We start from the raw sequence: 17,476 nt of genomic DNA on the forward strand, positions 1-17,476 counted from the left end.
GGACGCCGGAACCCGGCATCGATCGGTTATGTTTCTCGTTCAGGAAGCCGCTCATGATGACGTCCAGAAAACCTGCCCGCGCTATCGCGATTGCTCGCACCGCCAATGAAAACGCAGTTTATGCCTTCCGCCTCAGCCTGATCTCGGCTGGTGCGATTGCGGCGTTTCTGGTGCTGTTGCACTAGCTTTTTCAAAGCACTGCCGCAACGCATGAGCACGGCTTTGGTCAGTTGCCATCGCTCTGACGCTTTCGCGGCATCTGCGTAAAACTTGTCCTCTTCCTCCCTCGCATTTCGTGGCTTGTCCGGGCGGGTGATTTTCAACAAAGCCAGTGCTGCATAAAGCTCTTGCATAATTTCCTCAATGTTTGAGGTTTGAGCATGAGCGATATTTTTTGATTTATATGCAGCCGAGAATGCCCTATGTTTTTCACTGATGAAAAACATAGGCTGGGCAGCATTTCAGATTTTCCTCGATGTCGCCCGCAGCGGTGGCCTCACTGGCGCGACTTCAACGTCCGGCCTCAGTGCTGCGACCATCGGGCGGCGGATGCTGGAGCTGGAGCAGACGCTCGGCAAATCCCTCTTCATTCGAAGCCAGACCGGCTACGTGCTTACTGCCGATGGGCGGGCGCTGCTCGATCAGCTTCAGACCATGGAAAATGCTGCCCGCAATATCGATGGTTGGCGCAAGTCCGGTGCCGCCACATCACTGGTGCGCATCGCCGCAGGCACGTGGAACGCGCATCTGCTGACCACCAATTTTTCAGCGATTTGCAATGAGCGAGATGAGTTTCGCGTCGATCTCTTCGTGGCGGAACAGCGTGCCAGCCTCTCCCACCGCGAAAACGATATCGGTATCAGAGCTTTCGAACCGGAAGAACGCAATCTTGCCGCCATCAAAACCGGCGACGTTGCCTATGCGGCCTATCGATTGCGCAATGCGGCGGCCTCCATCAGTGATCGATGGGTGGCCGTTTCCACTGACAGCGCGATTTCAGCCTATCTGCGATGGCCGCATGAAAACAGGACCGGGAACATCGTCGTCACGGTCAATCGCCCGATGGCCTTGCTTGATCTGGCGCTGGCTGGCGCGGGCGTTGCAGTGCTGCCCTGTTTCATTGGTGATGCCAATGCGCGGCTGGTGCGCGAGGGCGAGGCCATAGAAGAGCTGCGCCATAAGCAATGGATTGTCATGAACAACGAAGACCGCCACCGTCGCGATATCAGGACGGTGGCGGATCGTATGGTGAAATTGATCAAAGGGCATTCTGATCTTTTTGCCGGAGGGCATTACCGTCCGGCCTAACACTTGCGTCAAGCCGCAGCCTTGCCCTGCGCCACGATGACGGGGATGAGCAGGTCTCCCCAGTTGCCGTCGCCCCCGTGGTGGCGGGCGGAGCGGACGAGCTCTACCGAAACGCCTGCCTCAACGGCATTCATGACCGCCTGATTGAGGCGGTGCAAATCGTTGGCCAGCATGCGAATGGCGCTTTGCTGATCCTGGCTCATGGATGAGGATTGCTCCTCGCTGCGTTCCTTAACTCTCGAAATCGAAGCCATTGTTTGATCCTCCGTTCAATGGGCTTGAAGCTTGTTGCTTATTCCGCAGCAGGGCGGAACTGGTCGTGTTCGGTCGATTCCTTCATCGCCGTTGTGGATGATGTGCCGCCTGAAATGGCGACCGAGACCGCATCGAAATAGCCGGTGCCGACTTCGCGCTGGTGCTTGGTGGCGGTGTAGCCGTTGATTTCGGCGGCGAATTCCGCTTCCTGAAGCTCCGAATAGGCGGCCATCTGCCGGTCCTTGTAACCGCGTGCCAGTTCAAACATGCCGTAATTGAGTTGGTGGAAACCGGCAAGGGTGATGAACTGGAACTTGTAGCCCATCGCCCCCAGCTCGCGCTGGAACTTTGCAATGGTGGCATCATCAAGATGTTTTTTCCAGTTGAAGGACGGCGAGCAATTATAGGCGAGCTTCTTGCCCGGATGCACCTTGTGGACGCCTTCGGCAAAGCGCTTCGCCTGCTCCAGATCCGGCTTGGATGTTTCGCACCAGATCAGATCGCAAAAAGGCGCATAGGCATTGGCGCGGGCGATGCAGGGCTCCAGCCCATTTTTCACCTGATAGAAGCCTTCGACCGTGCGTCCGGCATCATAATCCACGAAGGGCCGGTCACGCTCATCGATATCGGAGGTCAAAAGCTTTGCGGCTTCCGCATCCGTGCGGGCGATGACGAGTGTCGGTGTGCCCATGACGTCTGCTGCCAGCCGCGCCGCCGTCAGGTTGCGAATGTGCGCCGCAGTCGGGATAAGAACCTTGCCACCCAGATGGCCGCACTTCTTTTCCGATGCTAGCTGGTCTTCATAGTGAACACCGGCAGCACCCGCCTCGATGAAGGCCTTCATGATTTCGAACGCATTGAGCGGGCCACCGAACCCTGCCTCGGCATCGGCAACGATGGGCGCAAACCACGTATCGACAGACAGGCCTTTGCCTTCGGCGGTCTCTATCTGGTCGGCGCGCTGCAAGGTCTTGTTGATGCGCTTTGCCAGTTCCGGTGCGGCATTGGCCGGGTATAGCGACTGGTCGGGATACATGGAAGAGGCGGTGTTGGCATCTGCCGCAACCTGCCAGCCGGACAGGTAGATCGCCTTCAGACCGGCGCGAACCATCTGCATGGCCTGATTGCCGGAAAGCGCGCCGAGCGCATTGATGTAGCTCTCCTCATTGATGAGCTGCCAGAGCCGGTTCGCTCCCATTTCCGCCAGCGAATAACGGATCTCGACAGAGCCGCGCAGCTTCTCCACATCCGCTGCCGTATAGGTCCGCTCGATCCCATCAAAACGACCCTGCGGGGCATTCGGTACTAGCTTGTAAAAATCCGTCATGTCTCTCTCCCTTTGTCACAATCTCCTGGCTGATCCACTCCCGATCAGCATTGATCCGATGTGGAAATGTTTACAATTTACTTCGCTTCATTGCCAGTTCGAAAGTAATATCAGTGACTTGAAAGAGGTCACGCTGTAGCAACTTTGACAATGAGTTTTGTAAAATTGTAAATCTTGTAAAAATGACCGGCTGGGTTATTCTGTCTGCATCACTTGCTGGGAGGCGTTGGTGGAAGCAAAGATTTTCGCAGGCGCACGCGTGCGCCGTGTGCGCAACGGACTGGGCTTGACGCAGACGGCGATGGCGGAGGCGCTGTCGATCTCGCCGTCTTATCTCAACCTCATCGAACGCAACCAGCGCCCGCTGACCGTGCAGCTTCTGCTGAAACTCTCATCCGTCTACAAGGTCGATCTGGATGATCTGCAGGGCGAGAGCGGCGGCGTATCCAGCCAGTTGCGGGAAGTGTTCGCCGATCCGCTGCTGGCGGGTGAGGTGCCGTCGGGGCAGGAGCTTGTCGAGGTGGCGGAAGCGGCCCCCAATGTGGCGGCTGGTATCAACAAACTCTACCGTGCCTATCGCGAGCAGGCGCAGCGCCTCAGCGATCTCTCGGATCTTCTGGCGCGGGAAGGGCACCAGACCACACTTTCAGCAACGCGCCTGCCCATTGACGAGGTGCGGGAAATCTTTGAACGGCGCCCTGCCTATTTCGCTGAACTGGACACAGCGGCGGAAGCGTTCCACGCGGCGCTGAAGCCGGGAGACGATCTGGCGCAGGCGCTGAAAGGCTGGCTTCAGAAAAACCACGGCATCGTTGTGCGCACCATGCCGGTGCACGCCATGCCGAACCTGCGAAGACGCTATGACCGCCACTCCATGCGACTTTTCCTGTCCGAGCGCCTGTCTCCGCAGGACCAGTTGCGTGAGATGGCTATGGAAGCCTGTCTTCTGGCGCTGACGCAGGAGATTGGGGTTGAGCTTGCCAGCCTGCCGCTTTCCAGCGAAGAGGCAAAGCGCATCGCCCGTTTCGAGCTTGCGCGTTACGCCGCCCATGCACTGATGATGCCCTATGGTGCCTATCTCGCCGCCGCACAGCGGGCGCGTTACGATATCGACATCCTGCGCGGGCGCTTCAATGTATCATTCGAGCAGGCGGCAAGCCGCCTCGTCACTCTGGTGCGGCCCGGTGCCAGCGGCATTCCGTTCTTTCTCATGGAAATCGACAGTGCCGGAAACCGGTTTCGCAAGGCGGGGGCGCTTGGCTTTCCGCAGGCCCGCTTTGGTGGGCTCTGTCCCAAGCTCAATGTCCACGCCGCATTTTCGCAGCCTGGCCAGGTTCTCGCCGAACAGGTCGAGATGCCGGATGGCGGGGCCTATCTGACCATTGCGCGCACGCTGGAGGGGCCGCAGGCGGGCTTTGGGGAGCGTCTTCGCCGCACCACAGTCATGATCGCCTGTGATGCCGCGCTGGCCCGAGAAACGGTTTATGGCGATGCGGTTGGAAGCGCAGCCTTGAGGGTTGCCATTGGCCCGTCCTGTCGTCTGTGCGAGAGGCAGGGTTGCCTCGCGCGTGCCGAGGCGCCGCTGACGCGGCCTCTGGGGCTGGATGAAATGGTGACAGGCCTCAGCGTTTTCGATTTTCAGTGAAGCATTTGAAGACAATTGTTTGAAAATGCCGCGTTGCACATTTCCCGCTTGCGGCGGCAAGTTTTCCTTTCTAGTCTCTGGCAAAACAAGGGGATCACGCGCTTTCCCATGGCGCGTTCAAACAGGAGTTATCATGAAACATCGTTCGCTTCGTTTCAGCCTTGCTGTCGTGGCCGCGGCACTCGCCGCCGGCACGGCCTACGCGCAGGAAAAGGTCGTCCACGTTTACAACTGGTCCGACTATATCGAGCCCTCACTTCTGGAAGAATTCACCAAGGAAACCGGCATCAAGGTCGTTTACGACGTTTATGATGGCAACGAGGTTCTGGAAACCAAGCTTTTGGCCGGAAACTCCGGTTATGACGTGGTTGCGCCAACGTCACCATTCCTTGCCCGTCAGATCAAGGCCGGCGTTTACCAGAAGTTGGACAAGTCCAAGCTGCCGAACCTCAAGAACATGTGGCCTGAGATCACCACTCGTCTGGCGCAGTACGATCCCGGCAATGAATATGCCGTCAACTACATGTGGGGCACCACCGGCATCGGTTACAACGTGGCCAAGGTCAAGGCTGCACTGGGCGACGTGAAGATCGATAGCTGGGATGTTATCTTCAAGCCTGAAAATGCTGCGAAGCTGAAGTCCTGCGGCATCAACATCCTCGATGCCTCTGACGAAACCTTCGCCATCGCCATGAACTACATCGGCAAAAACCCGGACAGCAAGGCAACTGCCGATCTGGAAGCAGGCGGCGATGTTTACAAGGCCATCCGTCCTTCGGTGAAGACCTTCAATTCCTCGGCTTACATTGATGAGCTGGCCAATGGCGACAGCTGCATCACCATCGGCTGGTCGGGCGATATCCTTCAGGCCAAGGCTCGCGCCGAAGAAGCCAAGAATGGCGTTGAAGTGAACTACGTCATTCCCAAGGAAGGCACCTATATCTGGATGGATTCCTTTGCCATTCCGGCAGACGCCAAAAATGTCGATGCGGCCCACGCATTCATCAACTTCATGATGAAGCCCGATGTCGCTGCCAAGGCATCCGACTACGTGCAATATGCCAACGGCAATCTGGCATCGCAGGCACTGATGGACGAAGCCGTGTCTAAAAATCCCGGTGTTTACCCGGATGCGGAGACGATGAAGAAGCTCTTCACCATCTCGCCCTATGGCCCGAAAGAACAGCGCGTTCTCAACCGCGTCTGGACACAGATAAAAACCGGCAGCTGACCGGTATTGGAAAGAGGGGCGGGCGTATACCTGCCCCTTTCTTGTTCAGGCACATAAACAAGTGGGATAATACATGGCTAAATCTCTTGGTCCGGTGAAGCGCAAATTCTCTCCATGGACAGACCCGGCTTCGGTGCCGTTCATACGGTTTGAGAATGTGACCAAGAGATTTGGTGATTACGTCGCTGTTGATAATCTGACGCTGGATATTTACGAGCGCGAGTTCTTTTCCCTGCTTGGACCATCCGGCTGCGGCAAGACGACGTTGATGCGCATGCTGGCCGGTTTCGAAGAGCCCACCGAGGGCCGTATCCTGCTGCAGGGCAAGGATATTTCAGGTGTGCCGCCCTACAAGCGACCCACCAATATGATGTTCCAGTCCTACGCGCTTTTCCCACATATGTCGGTCGAAAAGAACATCGCTTTCGGACTGGAGCAGGATAATCTTCCAAAAGCCGAGATCGCCACCCGTGTCGAGGAAATGCTGCGCCTCGTCAAGCTCACCGAATTTGCCAAGCGCAAACCGAGCCAGCTTTCTGGCGGCCAACGCCAGCGCGTGGCGCTTGCCCGCTCTCTGGCAAAACGTCCGAAAGTGCTGCTGCTGGATGAGCCCTTGGGTGCGCTGGATCGAAAGCTGCGCGAAGAAACCCAGTTCGAAATCATGGATTTGCAGCAGACGCTTGGCCTGACCTTTCTCATCGTGACGCACGATCAGGAAGAGGCCATGACTGTCTCGGATCGCATTGCCGTGATGGACAAGGGCACCGTCGTGCAGGTGGCAACGCCTGCCGAAATCTACGAAGCGCCCAACAGCCGCTACGTCGCGGATTTCATTGGCGACATCAATATTTTCGAAGCCGAGGTCAAGGAAATCGCCCCGCGTGAGGGAGCCCCGGCCAATATCCGCCTGGACTGCGAAGGTCTGCCCGTGGTGGTGGAGCAGGACTGCGCCGTTTCGGTCGGCAGCAAGGTCGCCTTTGCCATTCGCCCGGAAAAGGTCGGCATTTCGCTTGATCCGCCCGCCGATCGTTCCGTCAATGTGGGCCATGGCGAGGTCTGGGATATTGGCTATCTCGGAGATTTCTCGATCTTCATCGTCAAGCTGGATGACGGTCGTATCATGCGGGCGGCACAGGCCAACGTGTCACGCCTCGTTGACCGGCCCATCACCTTCGAGGATATGGTCTGGTTGACGTGGAAAGCCGATTCCGGTTTGGTTCTCACCCGCTAAAGGAGGTGACATATGGCTATCTCGTCTCCTGAAAACCGGCAAAGCCCCATGCGGTGGCTGATTGTTGCCGTGCCCTATATCTGGCTTGCGCTGTTTTTCACCGCGCCGTTTCTGATCATCGTCAAGATTTCGCTGTCCGATACGGCCATCGCCATGCCGCCCTATGTGCCGGTGTTTGACGGCTTCAGCGCCATTGGCGATTTCCTGTCGCAGCTGGATTTCGAGAATTATCTGTTCCTGACGCAGGACCCGCTTTACGTTGAAGCCTATCTTTCGTCGCTGCGGATCGCGCTGATTTCCACGGCCCTGCTGCTGTTGATCGGTTATCCGATGGCGCTGGCCATGGCGCGTGCGCCAGCGACCATCAGGCCAACTCTGGTCATGCTGGTCATTCTGCCGTTCTGGACGTCGTTTCTCATCCGTGTTTACGCATGGATCGGCATTTTGAAGCCGGAGGGTCTGCTGACGGTTCTCTTCCAGTCCATCGGCATTTTGGGGCCGGACCAGCAGGTCGATATTTTCCGTACGGACACGGCGGTCTTTATCGGTATCGTCTATTCCTACCTGCCCTTCATGGTGCTGCCGCTCTACGCTGCCCTTGAAAAGCTCGATAACACGTTGCTGGAAGCCGCAGCCGATCTGGGTTGCCCACCCTGGAAGGCCTTCTGGAAAATCACCTTCCCGCTGTCTCTGCCCGGCGTTATAGCCGGATCGATGATCTGCTTCATTCCCATTACCGGTGAATTCGTGATTCCAGATCTTCTGGGCGGCGCTGAAACGCTAATGATCGGCAAGACGTTGTGGACGGAATTCTTCAGCAATAGAGACTGGCCGCTAGCCTCGGCCGTTGCCGTGTTGCTGCTGCTCGTGCTTGTCGTTCCCATCGCCATCTTCCAGAACCAGCAGAAGAAGGTGACCTGAGCCATGAAGCGCGGTAAATTCGACACCACCATCCTCACGCTCTGCTTTGCCTTCCTCTATATTCCGATCCTCATTCTGGTGATCTATTCCTTCAATGCTTCCAAGCTCGTCACGGTTTGGGGCGGGTTCTCGCTGCAATGGTATCGGTCCATGTGGAGCAATGAGAGCCTGATGGATGCGGCATGGATCACGCTGCGGGTGGCGCTTTTGAGTGCGACCATCGGCACGATCATGGGAACGCTGGCGGCTCTGTCACTGACCCGCTTCACCCGGTTCCCGGGGCGGATGCTGTTTTCCGGCATGATCTACGCGCCGCTCGTCATGCCCGAGGTTATCACCGGCCTCTCCTTGCTGCTGCTGTTCGTCTCCATCGGGGTGGATCGCGGTTTCTGGACCGTCATCATCGCTCACACGACCTTCACCATGTGTTATGTGGCCATCGTGGTGCAGTCGCGCCTGCTGACCTTTGACCGTAGTCTGGAAGAGGCGGCGCTCGATCTTGGCTGCCCGCCCGTCAAGACCTTCTTCCGTATCACCCTTCCGCTTATTCTGCCGGGTGTCGTTGCGGGCTGGATGCTGGCGTTTACGTTGTCATTGGACGATCTGGTCATTGCAAGCTTTACCACGGGGCCGGGCGCAACAACGCTGCCGATCAAGATCTATTCGCAGGTGCGCTTGGGCGTCACGCCTGAAATCAATGCCATCTGCACGATCCTGATCGCCTTCGTCACCGTTGGCGTCATCTGCGCGTCGCTTGCCACCAAGCGTTCGGAATTGCAGCGGATGCGTGATCAGCACGTTGCGGCGAAAGGCTGACAGGCTGATCTGCCACTTGGCCGTTGAACGCGAAAGAGCCTATTAGGATTTCGTTGTCCCTAAATGGTGTAGTGTGCTTTTAACACTTTGTTAAAGGGCAATGTCTCAAATGGTGATTAACGTGGGTGCACTCAATGAGAGGGTGGCCGGGTCGGTGACCCAAAGACATGATGTTTGTTTATTCCTACTCTCGTTATTAGCACAAACTTTTAAAGGCAGCATTCGCTGCCTTTTTTTTCGCTAATGTATATCCGATCCGTGGTCGAGCGACCGGGAAACGAAAAGTACGGGAATAAGCCCTGCCGCGATGATGATGAGAGCCGGTATGGAGGCATCCTGTACCTTGGAGCGGGACGCATTCTCATAAACCAATGTGGCGAGCGTGTTGAAATTGAACGGTCGCAGCATGATGGTGGCGGGCAGTTCTTTCAGGGATTCGATGAAAACCAGCAGTGCGGCGGTCACGGCGGCCGGGCGGATGTTGGGTAACAGCACGTCGATCAACGTGCGGGAGCGTGTGCGCCCGAGCGTTCTGGCAGCCATATCGACATGCGGCGAAAGTTTCTGAAAGCCCGCATCGATCGTGCCCTCCGAAAGCGTCACGAACCGCACACTATGGGCATAGATGATGGCAAATGCCGTTCCCGAAAGCAGAAGGCCGGTCGAAATGTTGAGGTGAGCCCGCAAGAGGCCATCGAGCGCATTGTCAAAGGCTGAAAGCGGCAACAACACCCCGATGGCCAGCACCGTTCCTGGAATGCCATAGCCAAGTGAGCCTAAGCGACTGGCAAAACGGGCAAAGGGTGATGCGTTGATGCGCTGGACATAGGCAAAGAGAAAGCCAAAGATGAGGGTGATGACAGCGGCGCAGATCGATACTTCCAGACTGTGGGCCAGCGCCTTGATGAGTTTCGGATCGGCAAGTGCACCTAGCCGTTTGAGGGCATAGCCGCCCAGCACCAGAACCGGTATGGCAAATCCGCAGAGCACGGGCAGCAGGCAGAAGGCCGTCGCCGCCCAGCCAGTTGCTGCTGGAAGTGCCTTCAATGCAAAGCGCTGCTTCATGGCCGTGGATTTGGCGGCGGCAAACCGTTGGCGACTGCGCGCCTTTCTTTCGGTGATGATGAGCGCCACGACAATGAGGATGAGCATCGAGGCGATCTGGGTTGCGCCTGCAAGATTTCCCCGGTTGAGCCATGTCTCATAAATGGCGAATGTCAGGGTGCGGACGCCCAGATATTCGACCGCTCCGATATCGTTGAGCGTCTCCATCATCACAAGAGCGAGACCTATAATGATGGCAGGTCTGGCCATGGGCAGTTGCACGGTGAGGAATATTCGCAAAGGGCTTGCGCCGAGCGTTCTGGCGGCCTCCGTGGCCAGCCTGCCTTGCAGACCAAAAGCCGCCCGCACAGACAGATAGACATAGGGGTAAAGCACCGAACTCAGCACCAGCACCGCGCCGCCGAGCGAGCGGATATCCGGGAACCAGTATTCTTTGATGGATTGATAACCCAAGAGCGAGCGCAATGCCGTTTGCACAGGGCCTGTGAAATCCAGGAATTCACCAAATGCATAGGCGGCCAGATAGGAAGGAATGGCAAGTGGCAGGACCAGCGCAAAGGAAACCAGACGGCGCAGCGGAAACTCAAAGCTGCTGACCAGCCATGCGGCGATGATGCCGAAGATGGCGCAGGTAAGCCCGGTTATGACAAGAAGCGCTAGCGTTTGCACACCCACACGCGGCAGAACATTGACCAGCAGATGATGCCAGCCATCTATGCCGCCTGTGGCAGCAATGCAGAAGATGGCGATCAACGGCATGGAGACCATTGCCGCCAGCGTCAACGTGGCGATGGACAGCCCTGAGACGCCCGCTTTTGGCCGAAATATGCGGGAAGAGAACATCCGTGATGACGCCAATTGCTTTATCCCTTCCGACATCGGCTAAAGCCGATGCGTCGATCTAAAAATGTCTGGAGGAAACAGCCTCGCAGACATTGCTAATCCCGGAAGGGTTCAGTTCGCAAGCACGCGCTGCGAAGGAAAGCTGATTTCCACCAGCGTTCCCTCGTTGGGCGCCGATGTGATCGAGAAGTTGGCACGGTTGGCATCCACCATCGCCTTTGTCAGCGGCAGGCCAAGGCCCGTGCCATCGCCACGAACGCGGTTGCTGGATGCGGAAACCTGACGGAATGGTTTCATGGCATGTTCCAGCTCCGTGCGGGTCATGCCGATGCCGGTATCACGAATGCGCAAAACAACGCTGCCATTGGCTTCATAGGCCGTCGACACAACGATCTGACCGCCCGATGGCGTGAACTTGATGGCATTCGACAGGACGTTGAGCATGATCTGCTTGATCGAGCGAAGATCCGCAACGATCTGCGGCACAGATTGCGACAGCGCAGTGCGAATGATGACCCGCTGATTGTTCGCCTGCGGCTGCACGATGGACACGGCCTCGGCGATGGTGTCGTTCAAAGCCACGGCTTTGAAGTCCACATCCATCTGCCCCGCCTCGATCTTGGAAATATCCAGGAGATCGTTGACGATATCGAGCACATGCCTGCCGGAGCGACCAATGTCGTTGGAATATTCCACATAACGCGGGTGGCCAACCGGGCCGAAACGCTCCGTGGCCATCAGCTCTGCAAAGCCGATAATGGCATTCAAGGGCGTGCGAATTTCATGGCTGACGCGGGCTAGGAAATCGGTCTTGTGCGCGTTTGCTGTCTCTGCGGCGCGCTTGGCGTTGCGCAAATCTTCTTCCGTGCGTTTCCACTGCGTAATATCGCGAATAACAGCGCAGTAGCCATTGGATGATTTCAGCCTGCCGATGGTCATGAACAGTGGCAGGAAACCGCCGGATGCCTCGCGACCAATCACTTCGCGGCCATCGTTCAACACGCTGGCAACGCCATTATTGGCAAGGCCCGAGAGATAATCAAGCACCGCACGCTGGCTCTCATGGGCAAACAGCATGACGAAGGGTTTGCCGGAGATTTCATCATTGTCGTAATTGAACAAGGCATTGGCGGAGCGGTTCAGCGACCTGATCGTACCGCCTTCGTCCAGCAGAACGACACCGTCCGTTGCTGTTTCGAGTATCGAATGCAACTCCTCGACCTGGCCTTTCAGCCCGGATACCTCGGCATCCGTTTCATCGGATGCGGGTTGTTGAACGTCATTCTCGTTGGCGGGCAGGGGATTTGCAGCAGGCTCCTGCATCGGGATGAGAGACAGCATCAAAGCGCCGGCCTCGTCCCAGCTCACGGATTGCAGGCGTGCCTTGACCGGGATGAGTTCGTTTTCGGCGCTTACGGCCACCAAACCGCCTGAACGCTGCGACACGGCGTCGAGATCGTCACGCTGCAACAGCGCATCAAGGCCGCCAACCTCGGCCAGTTCCTCGATGGTGCCATAGCCTGTCAGACGCAGAAATTCCGGATTGGCATGGATCAGCCGGTCGCCGCTATGAATCAGAAGCGCGACCGGCATCTGGTCGACCGTGTCGGCATTCAGCGCAGCAATCGTGCGGGGCGCGTTGTGCGCCTCAACGGGGGTATCTGCATCAGAGGTACGGGCCACGCTCTGTGGAGCTATGAAGGTGACATTTTCATCGCCGCGCGTGTAGGCAGCGAAATCGTCGTCATCATCATGAGAGGATACGTCGGGATACTGTTCACTGTCAGCAGTGAACAGCTCCTGCTGTAATGCTTCGTCCGAATTGACGGGTTCGGCATCCGATGTCGCATCATCGATAGGCTCGGGCGAAACCGTTTCGTCGTGCTCGCCCTTCTCATCCGCAACAACCGGCGTAAGGGCGCGGCCGATTTCCTGGAAGGCAGCCTGCTCGCTCGCGCTCAAGCCCTCGCGGTTGTTGGCGCGGTGACTTTCAAACTGAACGACCTTGTCGGAAAAACGACGGTTCGGCGTCTCGGTGATCTCAAGAACAGGGACTTCGGTTTCTGGTGGATCGAAGCTGCGCTGCGCCTGTGGGCGTTCGTCCTCGGCAATATTCTCGTTCACCGCCTGCAAGGTAGCGGGCGCGTCTTCCTTAACGTCTTCAGGCGAAACCGCCGTAACGGCGACATTATCCGCGACTGTTTCGGCCAGTTCGTCATCTGCTGGCTTCTCTTCACATGCAAGGGCGAGGCCTACAGCGTTCGGATCTTCCACCGCATCCGTGATGCGGACAATGCCGAAACCACGGAAGCCATCAAACTCACGCGACCGCGTATAGGTTGGCAGGGCGGCAAGATCGATGGGAACCATCAATGATGTGCCTTCGACAGGCCAATAGATCGTCTTACCGGACCACGTGTCGCGTCGGTTCAAAAGCTCGGTGATCTTGCCATCGGAGTCAAGGTTGAACAGGGCGGCCAGATCGGCAAAGCTCATGCCTTCGACATTGGCAGCCTTCGGCCCTACAGCATCAGCAAATTCATGCGATACGGAGCTGAACCGCCCAGCTGCATCGATCTTCCAGACGAAGCGGGATGCACGCCGACTTGGATCGAATGTGAATCCTGCCTTATCCTCAACAGGCGATGTCACGGCATCTTCCAGCTCGACTGCATCGGCGACCTGATCAGGCTCAAGGTCGGCGATCTCTGTTTCAGCCTTGTCCGAGACAGTCGTTTCTGTCTGGACGGCTTCTACAGGTGTGATTTCCTCTTCGGAGGGCATGACATCGACGTCCGCCTCAGCTTCGACGATGTCCGTTTCCGGGATGGTTGTGTCGGCATCATCAAGCGCTTGCGGCTCTAGCGCTGGCTCAAGGTCGGTCATTTCAGGCGCAACGTCGACAGCTGAGTTGACTGCATCGACGGAGATAGGCTCCTCCACAACGTCTTCCTTCAAGGCAACTGCCGGAAGGCTGCCATTTGGTTGGGTCGCTGGCTCCACCCTGGTCTGGGTGAATTCAGCGGAAGGATCAAGCGTGCCGATGACCGTTTCAACGACGAAAAGGAGGTTGAGCTGCGGGTCTTGTGACAGTTGCCCGGCGGCGGCGGGAAGATAACCCTTACCCGCAGGCACCGGCCTCTTGACCAGCTTGCCGGGTTGACCAGAGGCCATGACCACAAGCGTGCGCGTCGTCACCGGCGTAATGCCTAGCGCAGAAAAGCCTTGCGACGCCGCGAGGACCTTGCTGTCTGCATCCAGCACTGCCAGGTGAATGTCTGGGTCATCGAAACCCTCGATCATCCGGCGCGCCCGCTCCTGAAGCGAAGGGACAACGGCGTCGATTGGCGCGGTAAAGAGAATTGCGGGCTGGCCGGGTTCGGGTTCGATGATCTGGGCCGTTGCCATAACCGAAACGCTTTTGAAGCCGGAATGAATGCGGATATTGAACTGCCCGCTGTCGCCGCTTTTTGCAAGGCGCGCCGCCGTCGCCGAAAATTGCCGGAACGTCACATCCTGCTGCTTTGGCCCGCGTTCCAGAAAATCATAGATCATGGGCGTGCCGAACAAGGCTGCACCACGGCCGTTTGCCCAGAGCGCCGTCTGCAAATTCATCGAGAATAGGGCCATGGCTTCGCCGCGACCGAAATGGTCACGAACGCGCTCATGTACTGCAATGTCTATAAACGGATATTGTACGGCGGGCATGTGGATACCTATTCTGGCATGACCTGACCTCACGCAACCGCAAAACCTCATCATGAGGGGCATACGGCCTGCATCGGCCCGATGTTAACAGAATCTTAAATAACTTGACAGGGTCATTCGGTCCATCATCTGTAAGGGGAATTGCCAATTACAGTTAATGCGCCAAGCTTTTAGGATCAGAACTGCACATCATATTCAATGTGTGTCGGCACAGGTCTAAATGCAATCGCCAATTGGACTTTGCTATCATTCGTCCATAGGCTTTTTTCTGCCTTCACGTCCATCAACCGAAACGCGCTTGCTTTCTCATCCTTTTTTCGTAAAAATCATCGAAGGACTTGCAAAACGGAAAAACTCCCCGTATGTGAGCCCCCGTGGCGCCGAAGCGGCGTCCGTGATGTGCGGTTGTAGCTCAGTTGGTTAGAGCGCAGGTTTGTGGATCCTGAGGTCGCTGGTTCGATTCCAGCCAACCGTACCATTTCTTCCACAGATGCTCCCCGAAATTATAAAGTTCTCGCATCCTGCATGCATCTAAGCTGAAGTCAGTCAGGAATTCCATTTATCCTGGCGGTGCAGTTTTCCGCGTAGGCTCTCAGTCGCGAGGGGACATGACATCGCCGATACGTTCCGGCTGTTCAAATGCTGTTGTCAAAAATCGGTTGGCTAAAATGTCGTGCACTGTTATGATTGCGACAACGTAACTTTATGGACGCCAGCAGCATCGCTTCAAGCTTTCGCGCGGCGGAATGGATAAAACAGTGACTGACCCCGGTAACGGCATAAAGCCGTCGGAATCGGGGGCGTCGGCGGTGGAAAAAGGGAATGCAAAGCGTTCCCGTCGTGGCAAGAGCAGGCGTAGCGGGAAGCCCCGTGACGCCTCTGTTTTGTCGCAGCCTCATATTGCCGATTCCCGCGCGGATTCCCCAAGCAACGGCAATGCGGAGCATGACTCCGAGCCACGCAAGCGCAAGCGCCGCAGACGTTCGCGCGGCCAAGGCGGCGGACAGCCATCGCAAGGAGCCGAGCATGGCGAAACAGCTTCTGCTTCGGCAGGTGATGTTTCGAGCGCCGCCAAGCCGCAATCTCCGCATGAAAAGCGCAGGGCCCGGGGTGGCAAGCACACACATCGTGGACCGCAGGGCAGGCCCTTGGTTCCCACCCATGCGCCCAAGCCCTCCGCCCGTCAGAACGGTGGGGCATCTCCCTCACATGCTCCGTCTCCTTCCGATCATCAGGGGCGCTCACATGGCCGGTCGCAAGGCCATTACCGTGATGCTGGGCATGACGTCGGCGCCGACATGTATGCGGCGCTTGATCTCGGCACCAACAATTGCCGCCTGCTGATTGCGCAACCGACTCGCCCCGGTCAGTTTCGTGTTGTCGATGCATTTTCCCGCATCGTTCGGCTCGGCGAAGGTCTGGTCTCGACGGGACGCCTTTCCGATGACGCGATGGACAGGGCTGTCGAGGCCTTGCGTGTCTGCGCCTCCAAGCTTTCGGGCCGACCTATCCGGCGCATGCGGCTGATCGCGACCGAGGCCTGCCGTGCTGCGGTGAACGGCGAACAGTTTCTTGAGCGTGTAACCCGCGAAACGGGGCTGACGCTGGAGATCATCAGCCGCGAGACCGAGGCCCGGCTCGCCGTTTCAGGCTGCTCGTCGCTTGTCGGTCGTGAAGCGCGCTCTGTCGTGCTGTTCGATATTGGCGGCGGGTCATCCGAAATTGCCGTCATCAAGGTTGGCGAAAACCGCTCCAGCCGCTTGGCAAACCACATCACGCATTGGACCTCGCTGCCGGTGGGTGTCGTGACGCTGTCCGAGCGTCATGGCGGACGCGACGTATCGCCAGAGGTTTTTGCGGCGATGGTGGCGGAAGTCGAAGGCTTGCTGAATGGGTTTGATTGCCCTGCACCCGGCGAAGATATGCCGAATGATGACTTCCACCTGATCGGAACATCGGGAACGGTCACCACGCTGGCGGGCGTGCATCTTGACCTGCCGCGCTATGATCGTAGAAAAGTGGATGGGCTTTGGCTGTCTGACGATGAAGTTACGGCCATGCAGGATAAGTTGCTCGCCTGGGATTTTGCAGGGCGAGCTGCCAATGCCTGCATTGGGCCTGACCGGGCTGATCTCGTTCTGGCTGGCTGTGCCATTCTCGAGGCCATCCGCAAACGTTGGCCTTCCCGGCGCATGCGTGTTGCCGATAGAGGGCTTCGCGAAGGAATATTGACGGATATGATGGCAGACGATGGCGCATGGCGCCGCAACAAGATCCGCCGTGCGGCTACGCAGGGCAAACCGGAACGGAAGGCTTGATATGAGCAAAGCGCCCACGAGTACAAACCGTACCGGACGCAAGATTGGCCAGAAGGTGAAGAAGGCAAAGTTGAAGCCTTCATCACGCGCCTGGATCGAGCGTCACATCAATGATCCATATGTGCAGCGCGCGAAGCTTGAAGGCTACCGCGCCCGCGCGGCATTCAAGCTGCTGGAAATCAACGACAAACATCAGATTTTGAAAGATGCGCGCCGGATCATCGACCTTGGTGCCGCACCGGGAAGCTGGTCGCAGATCGCCGCCAAGGTCACCGATTCGACCGAAGACGATATCCGCGTTGCGGCCATCGACTTTCTGGACGTCGACCCCATTCCGGGTGTGAAGATCCTGCATCTCGACTTTCTGGATCCGAGTGCGCCCGATCTGTTGATCGAGTCTGTGGGCGGAACGCCGGATCTGGTCCTGTCGGATATGGCAGCACCTACGACGGGCCACCAGAAGACAGACCATATACGCACGATGCATCTGTGCGAAGTGGCGGCGGATTTTGCCGTGCAGGTTCTGGCCGAAGGCGGTCACTTCTTGGCCAAGACCTTCCAGGGCGGCACGGAGCGGGCACTGCTGGATATGCTCAAGAAGAACTTCAAGCAGGTCATTCACATCAAGCCTGCATCGTCGCGCTCGGAGTCGGTGGAAATGTTCCTGCTGGCCAAGCACTTCAAGGGAAGAAAGCCCGGCGACCGCACGAGCCGGGAAGAGGATCTCGAACGCGACACGCGGGAACTTGCGTTCGACCCACGAGAAGATGACTACGATGACATGGATATGCGCTGAAACCAGCGCATA

At 57.5% G+C, this 17,476-nt stretch carries 13 protein-coding genes and 1 tRNA gene; 9 read left to right on the plus strand and 5 right to left on the minus strand.

What is annotated here, in order from left to right:
• Nucleotides 1-26: 26 nt before the first annotated feature.
• Complete coding sequence (locus tag ACQZ51_RS02480; RefSeq protein WP_448774957.1) at nt 27-446, minus strand: hypothetical protein; 420 nt, start codon at nt 444-446, stop codon at nt 27-29.
• Here ACQZ51_RS02480 and ACQZ51_RS02485 point away from each other — a divergent pair.
• Entirely contained in the window at nt 436-1,308 is an 873-nt protein-coding gene (locus ACQZ51_RS02485) for a LysR family transcriptional regulator (RefSeq protein WP_448774959.1), read from the plus strand. The two genes, ACQZ51_RS02480 and ACQZ51_RS02485, sit on opposite strands and share 11 nt — an antisense overlap.
• 8 nt (nt 1,309-1,316) lie before the next feature.
• On the opposite strand, the gene ACQZ51_RS02490 is transcribed toward ACQZ51_RS02485, so the two are convergent.
• A complete protein-coding gene (locus tag ACQZ51_RS02490) occupies nt 1,317-1,562 on the minus strand; it encodes an SMc00767 family acetate metabolism repressor (RefSeq protein ID WP_042619072.1) in 246 nt (81 codons plus the stop codon).
• Nucleotides 1,563-1,600: 38 nt separating this feature from the next.
• A complete protein-coding gene (gene aceA / locus ACQZ51_RS02495; protein WP_448774961.1) occupies nt 1,601-2,890 on the minus strand; it encodes an isocitrate lyase in 1,290 nt (429 codons plus the stop codon).
• A gap of 226 nt (nt 2,891-3,116) precedes the next feature.
• Here aceA and ACQZ51_RS02500 point away from each other — a divergent pair, with 226 nt between their 5' ends.
• The 5 genes from ACQZ51_RS02500 (at nt 3,117) to ACQZ51_RS02520 (ending at nt 8,734) form a co-directional block, all read left to right on the plus strand.
• The gene (locus ACQZ51_RS02500; RefSeq protein WP_448774963.1) at nt 3,117-4,535 is read left to right on the plus strand and encodes a helix-turn-helix domain-containing protein; all 1,419 of its coding nucleotides are present in this window, start codon (nt 3,117-3,119) and stop codon (nt 4,533-4,535) included.
• A gap of 133 nt (nt 4,536-4,668) precedes the next feature.
• Nucleotides 4,669-5,766, plus strand: coding sequence for a polyamine ABC transporter substrate-binding protein (locus ACQZ51_RS02505; RefSeq protein WP_448774964.1), 1,098 nt, complete (start codon nt 4,669-4,671; stop codon nt 5,764-5,766).
• Nucleotides 5,767-5,839: 73 nt separating this feature from the next.
• Entirely contained in the window at nt 5,840-6,997 is a 1,158-nt protein-coding gene (locus tag ACQZ51_RS02510; RefSeq protein WP_448774965.1) for an ABC transporter ATP-binding protein, read from the plus strand.
• A gap of 12 nt (nt 6,998-7,009) precedes the next feature.
• Nucleotides 7,010-7,918, plus strand: a complete 909-nt coding sequence (locus tag ACQZ51_RS02515) for an ABC transporter permease subunit (RefSeq protein WP_448774967.1) — start codon at nt 7,010-7,012, stop codon at nt 7,916-7,918.
• Nucleotides 7,919-7,921: 3 nt separating this feature from the next.
• Nucleotides 7,922-8,734 (plus strand): ABC transporter permease, encoded by an 813-nt coding sequence (locus ACQZ51_RS02520; protein WP_448774968.1) that lies wholly within the window; start codon nt 7,922-7,924, stop codon nt 8,732-8,734.
• A 240-nt stretch (nt 8,735-8,974) separates the two neighbouring features.
• Here ACQZ51_RS02520 and ACQZ51_RS02525 read toward each other — a convergent pair whose 3' ends face one another.
• Nucleotides 8,975-10,642 carry an ABC transporter permease gene (locus tag ACQZ51_RS02525; protein WP_448775737.1) on the minus strand — a complete coding sequence of 556 codons (1,668 nt, stop codon included), beginning with the start codon at nt 10,640-10,642 and terminating at the stop codon, nt 8,975-8,977.
• Between the two features lie 111 nt (nt 10,643-10,753).
• Complete coding sequence (locus ACQZ51_RS02530; protein WP_448774969.1) at nt 10,754-14,350, minus strand: ATP-binding protein; 3,597 nt, start codon at nt 14,348-14,350, stop codon at nt 10,754-10,756.
• Nucleotides 14,351-14,751: 401 nt separating this feature from the next.
• Here ACQZ51_RS02530 and ACQZ51_RS02535 point away from each other — a divergent pair.
• The 3 genes from ACQZ51_RS02535 to ACQZ51_RS02545 all read left to right on the plus strand — a co-directional run bounded on the left by ACQZ51_RS02535 (nt 14,752) and on the right by ACQZ51_RS02545 (nt 17,464).
• Nucleotides 14,752-14,828, plus strand: a tRNA-His gene (locus tag ACQZ51_RS02535).
• A gap of 280 nt (nt 14,829-15,108) precedes the next feature.
• Complete coding sequence (locus ACQZ51_RS02540; protein ID WP_448774970.1) at nt 15,109-16,668, plus strand: Ppx/GppA phosphatase family protein; 1,560 nt, start codon at nt 15,109-15,111, stop codon at nt 16,666-16,668.
• Nucleotide 16,669: 1 nt separating this feature from the next.
• Nucleotides 16,670-17,464, plus strand: a complete 795-nt coding sequence (locus ACQZ51_RS02545; protein ID WP_448774971.1) for an RlmE family RNA methyltransferase — start codon at nt 16,670-16,672, stop codon at nt 17,462-17,464.
• The last annotated feature ends 12 nt before the right edge of the window (nt 17,465-17,476 follow it).

This window comes from Agrobacterium sp. CG674 (assembly GCF_053521645.1).

Bases quoted from the DNA above. Each gene is read 5' to 3' on its own strand.
- ACQZ51_RS02485 (WP_448774959.1), top strand. From the start codon at position 436: ATGAAAAACATAGGCTGGGCAGCATTTCAGATTTTCCTCGATGTCGCC.
- ACQZ51_RS02480 (WP_448774957.1), bottom strand. From the start codon at position 446: ATGTTTTTCATCAGTGAAAAACATAGGGCATTCTCGGCTGCATATAAA.
- ACQZ51_RS02490 (WP_042619072.1), bottom strand. From the start codon at position 1,562: ATGGCTTCGATTTCGAGAGTTAAGGAACGCAGCGAGGAGCAATCCTCA.
- aceA (WP_448774961.1), bottom strand. From the start codon at position 2,890: ATGACGGATTTTTACAAGCTAGTACCGAATGCCCCGCAGGGTCGTTTT.
- ACQZ51_RS02505 (WP_448774964.1), top strand. From the start codon at position 4,669: ATGAAACATCGTTCGCTTCGTTTCAGCCTTGCTGTCGTGGCCGCGGCA.
- ACQZ51_RS02510 (WP_448774965.1), top strand. From the start codon at position 5,840: ATGGCTAAATCTCTTGGTCCGGTGAAGCGCAAATTCTCTCCATGGACA.
- ACQZ51_RS02515 (WP_448774967.1), top strand. From the start codon at position 7,010: ATGGCTATCTCGTCTCCTGAAAACCGGCAAAGCCCCATGCGGTGGCTG.
- ACQZ51_RS02520 (WP_448774968.1), top strand. From the start codon at position 7,922: ATGAAGCGCGGTAAATTCGACACCACCATCCTCACGCTCTGCTTTGCC.
- ACQZ51_RS02525 (WP_448775737.1), bottom strand. From the start codon at position 10,642: ATGTTCTCTTCCCGCATATTTCGGCCAAAAGCGGGCGTCTCAGGGCTG.
- ACQZ51_RS02530 (WP_448774969.1), bottom strand. From the start codon at position 14,350: ATGCCCGCCGTACAATATCCGTTTATAGACATTGCAGTACATGAGCGC.
- ACQZ51_RS02545 (WP_448774971.1), top strand. From the start codon at position 16,670: ATGAGCAAAGCGCCCACGAGTACAAACCGTACCGGACGCAAGATTGGC.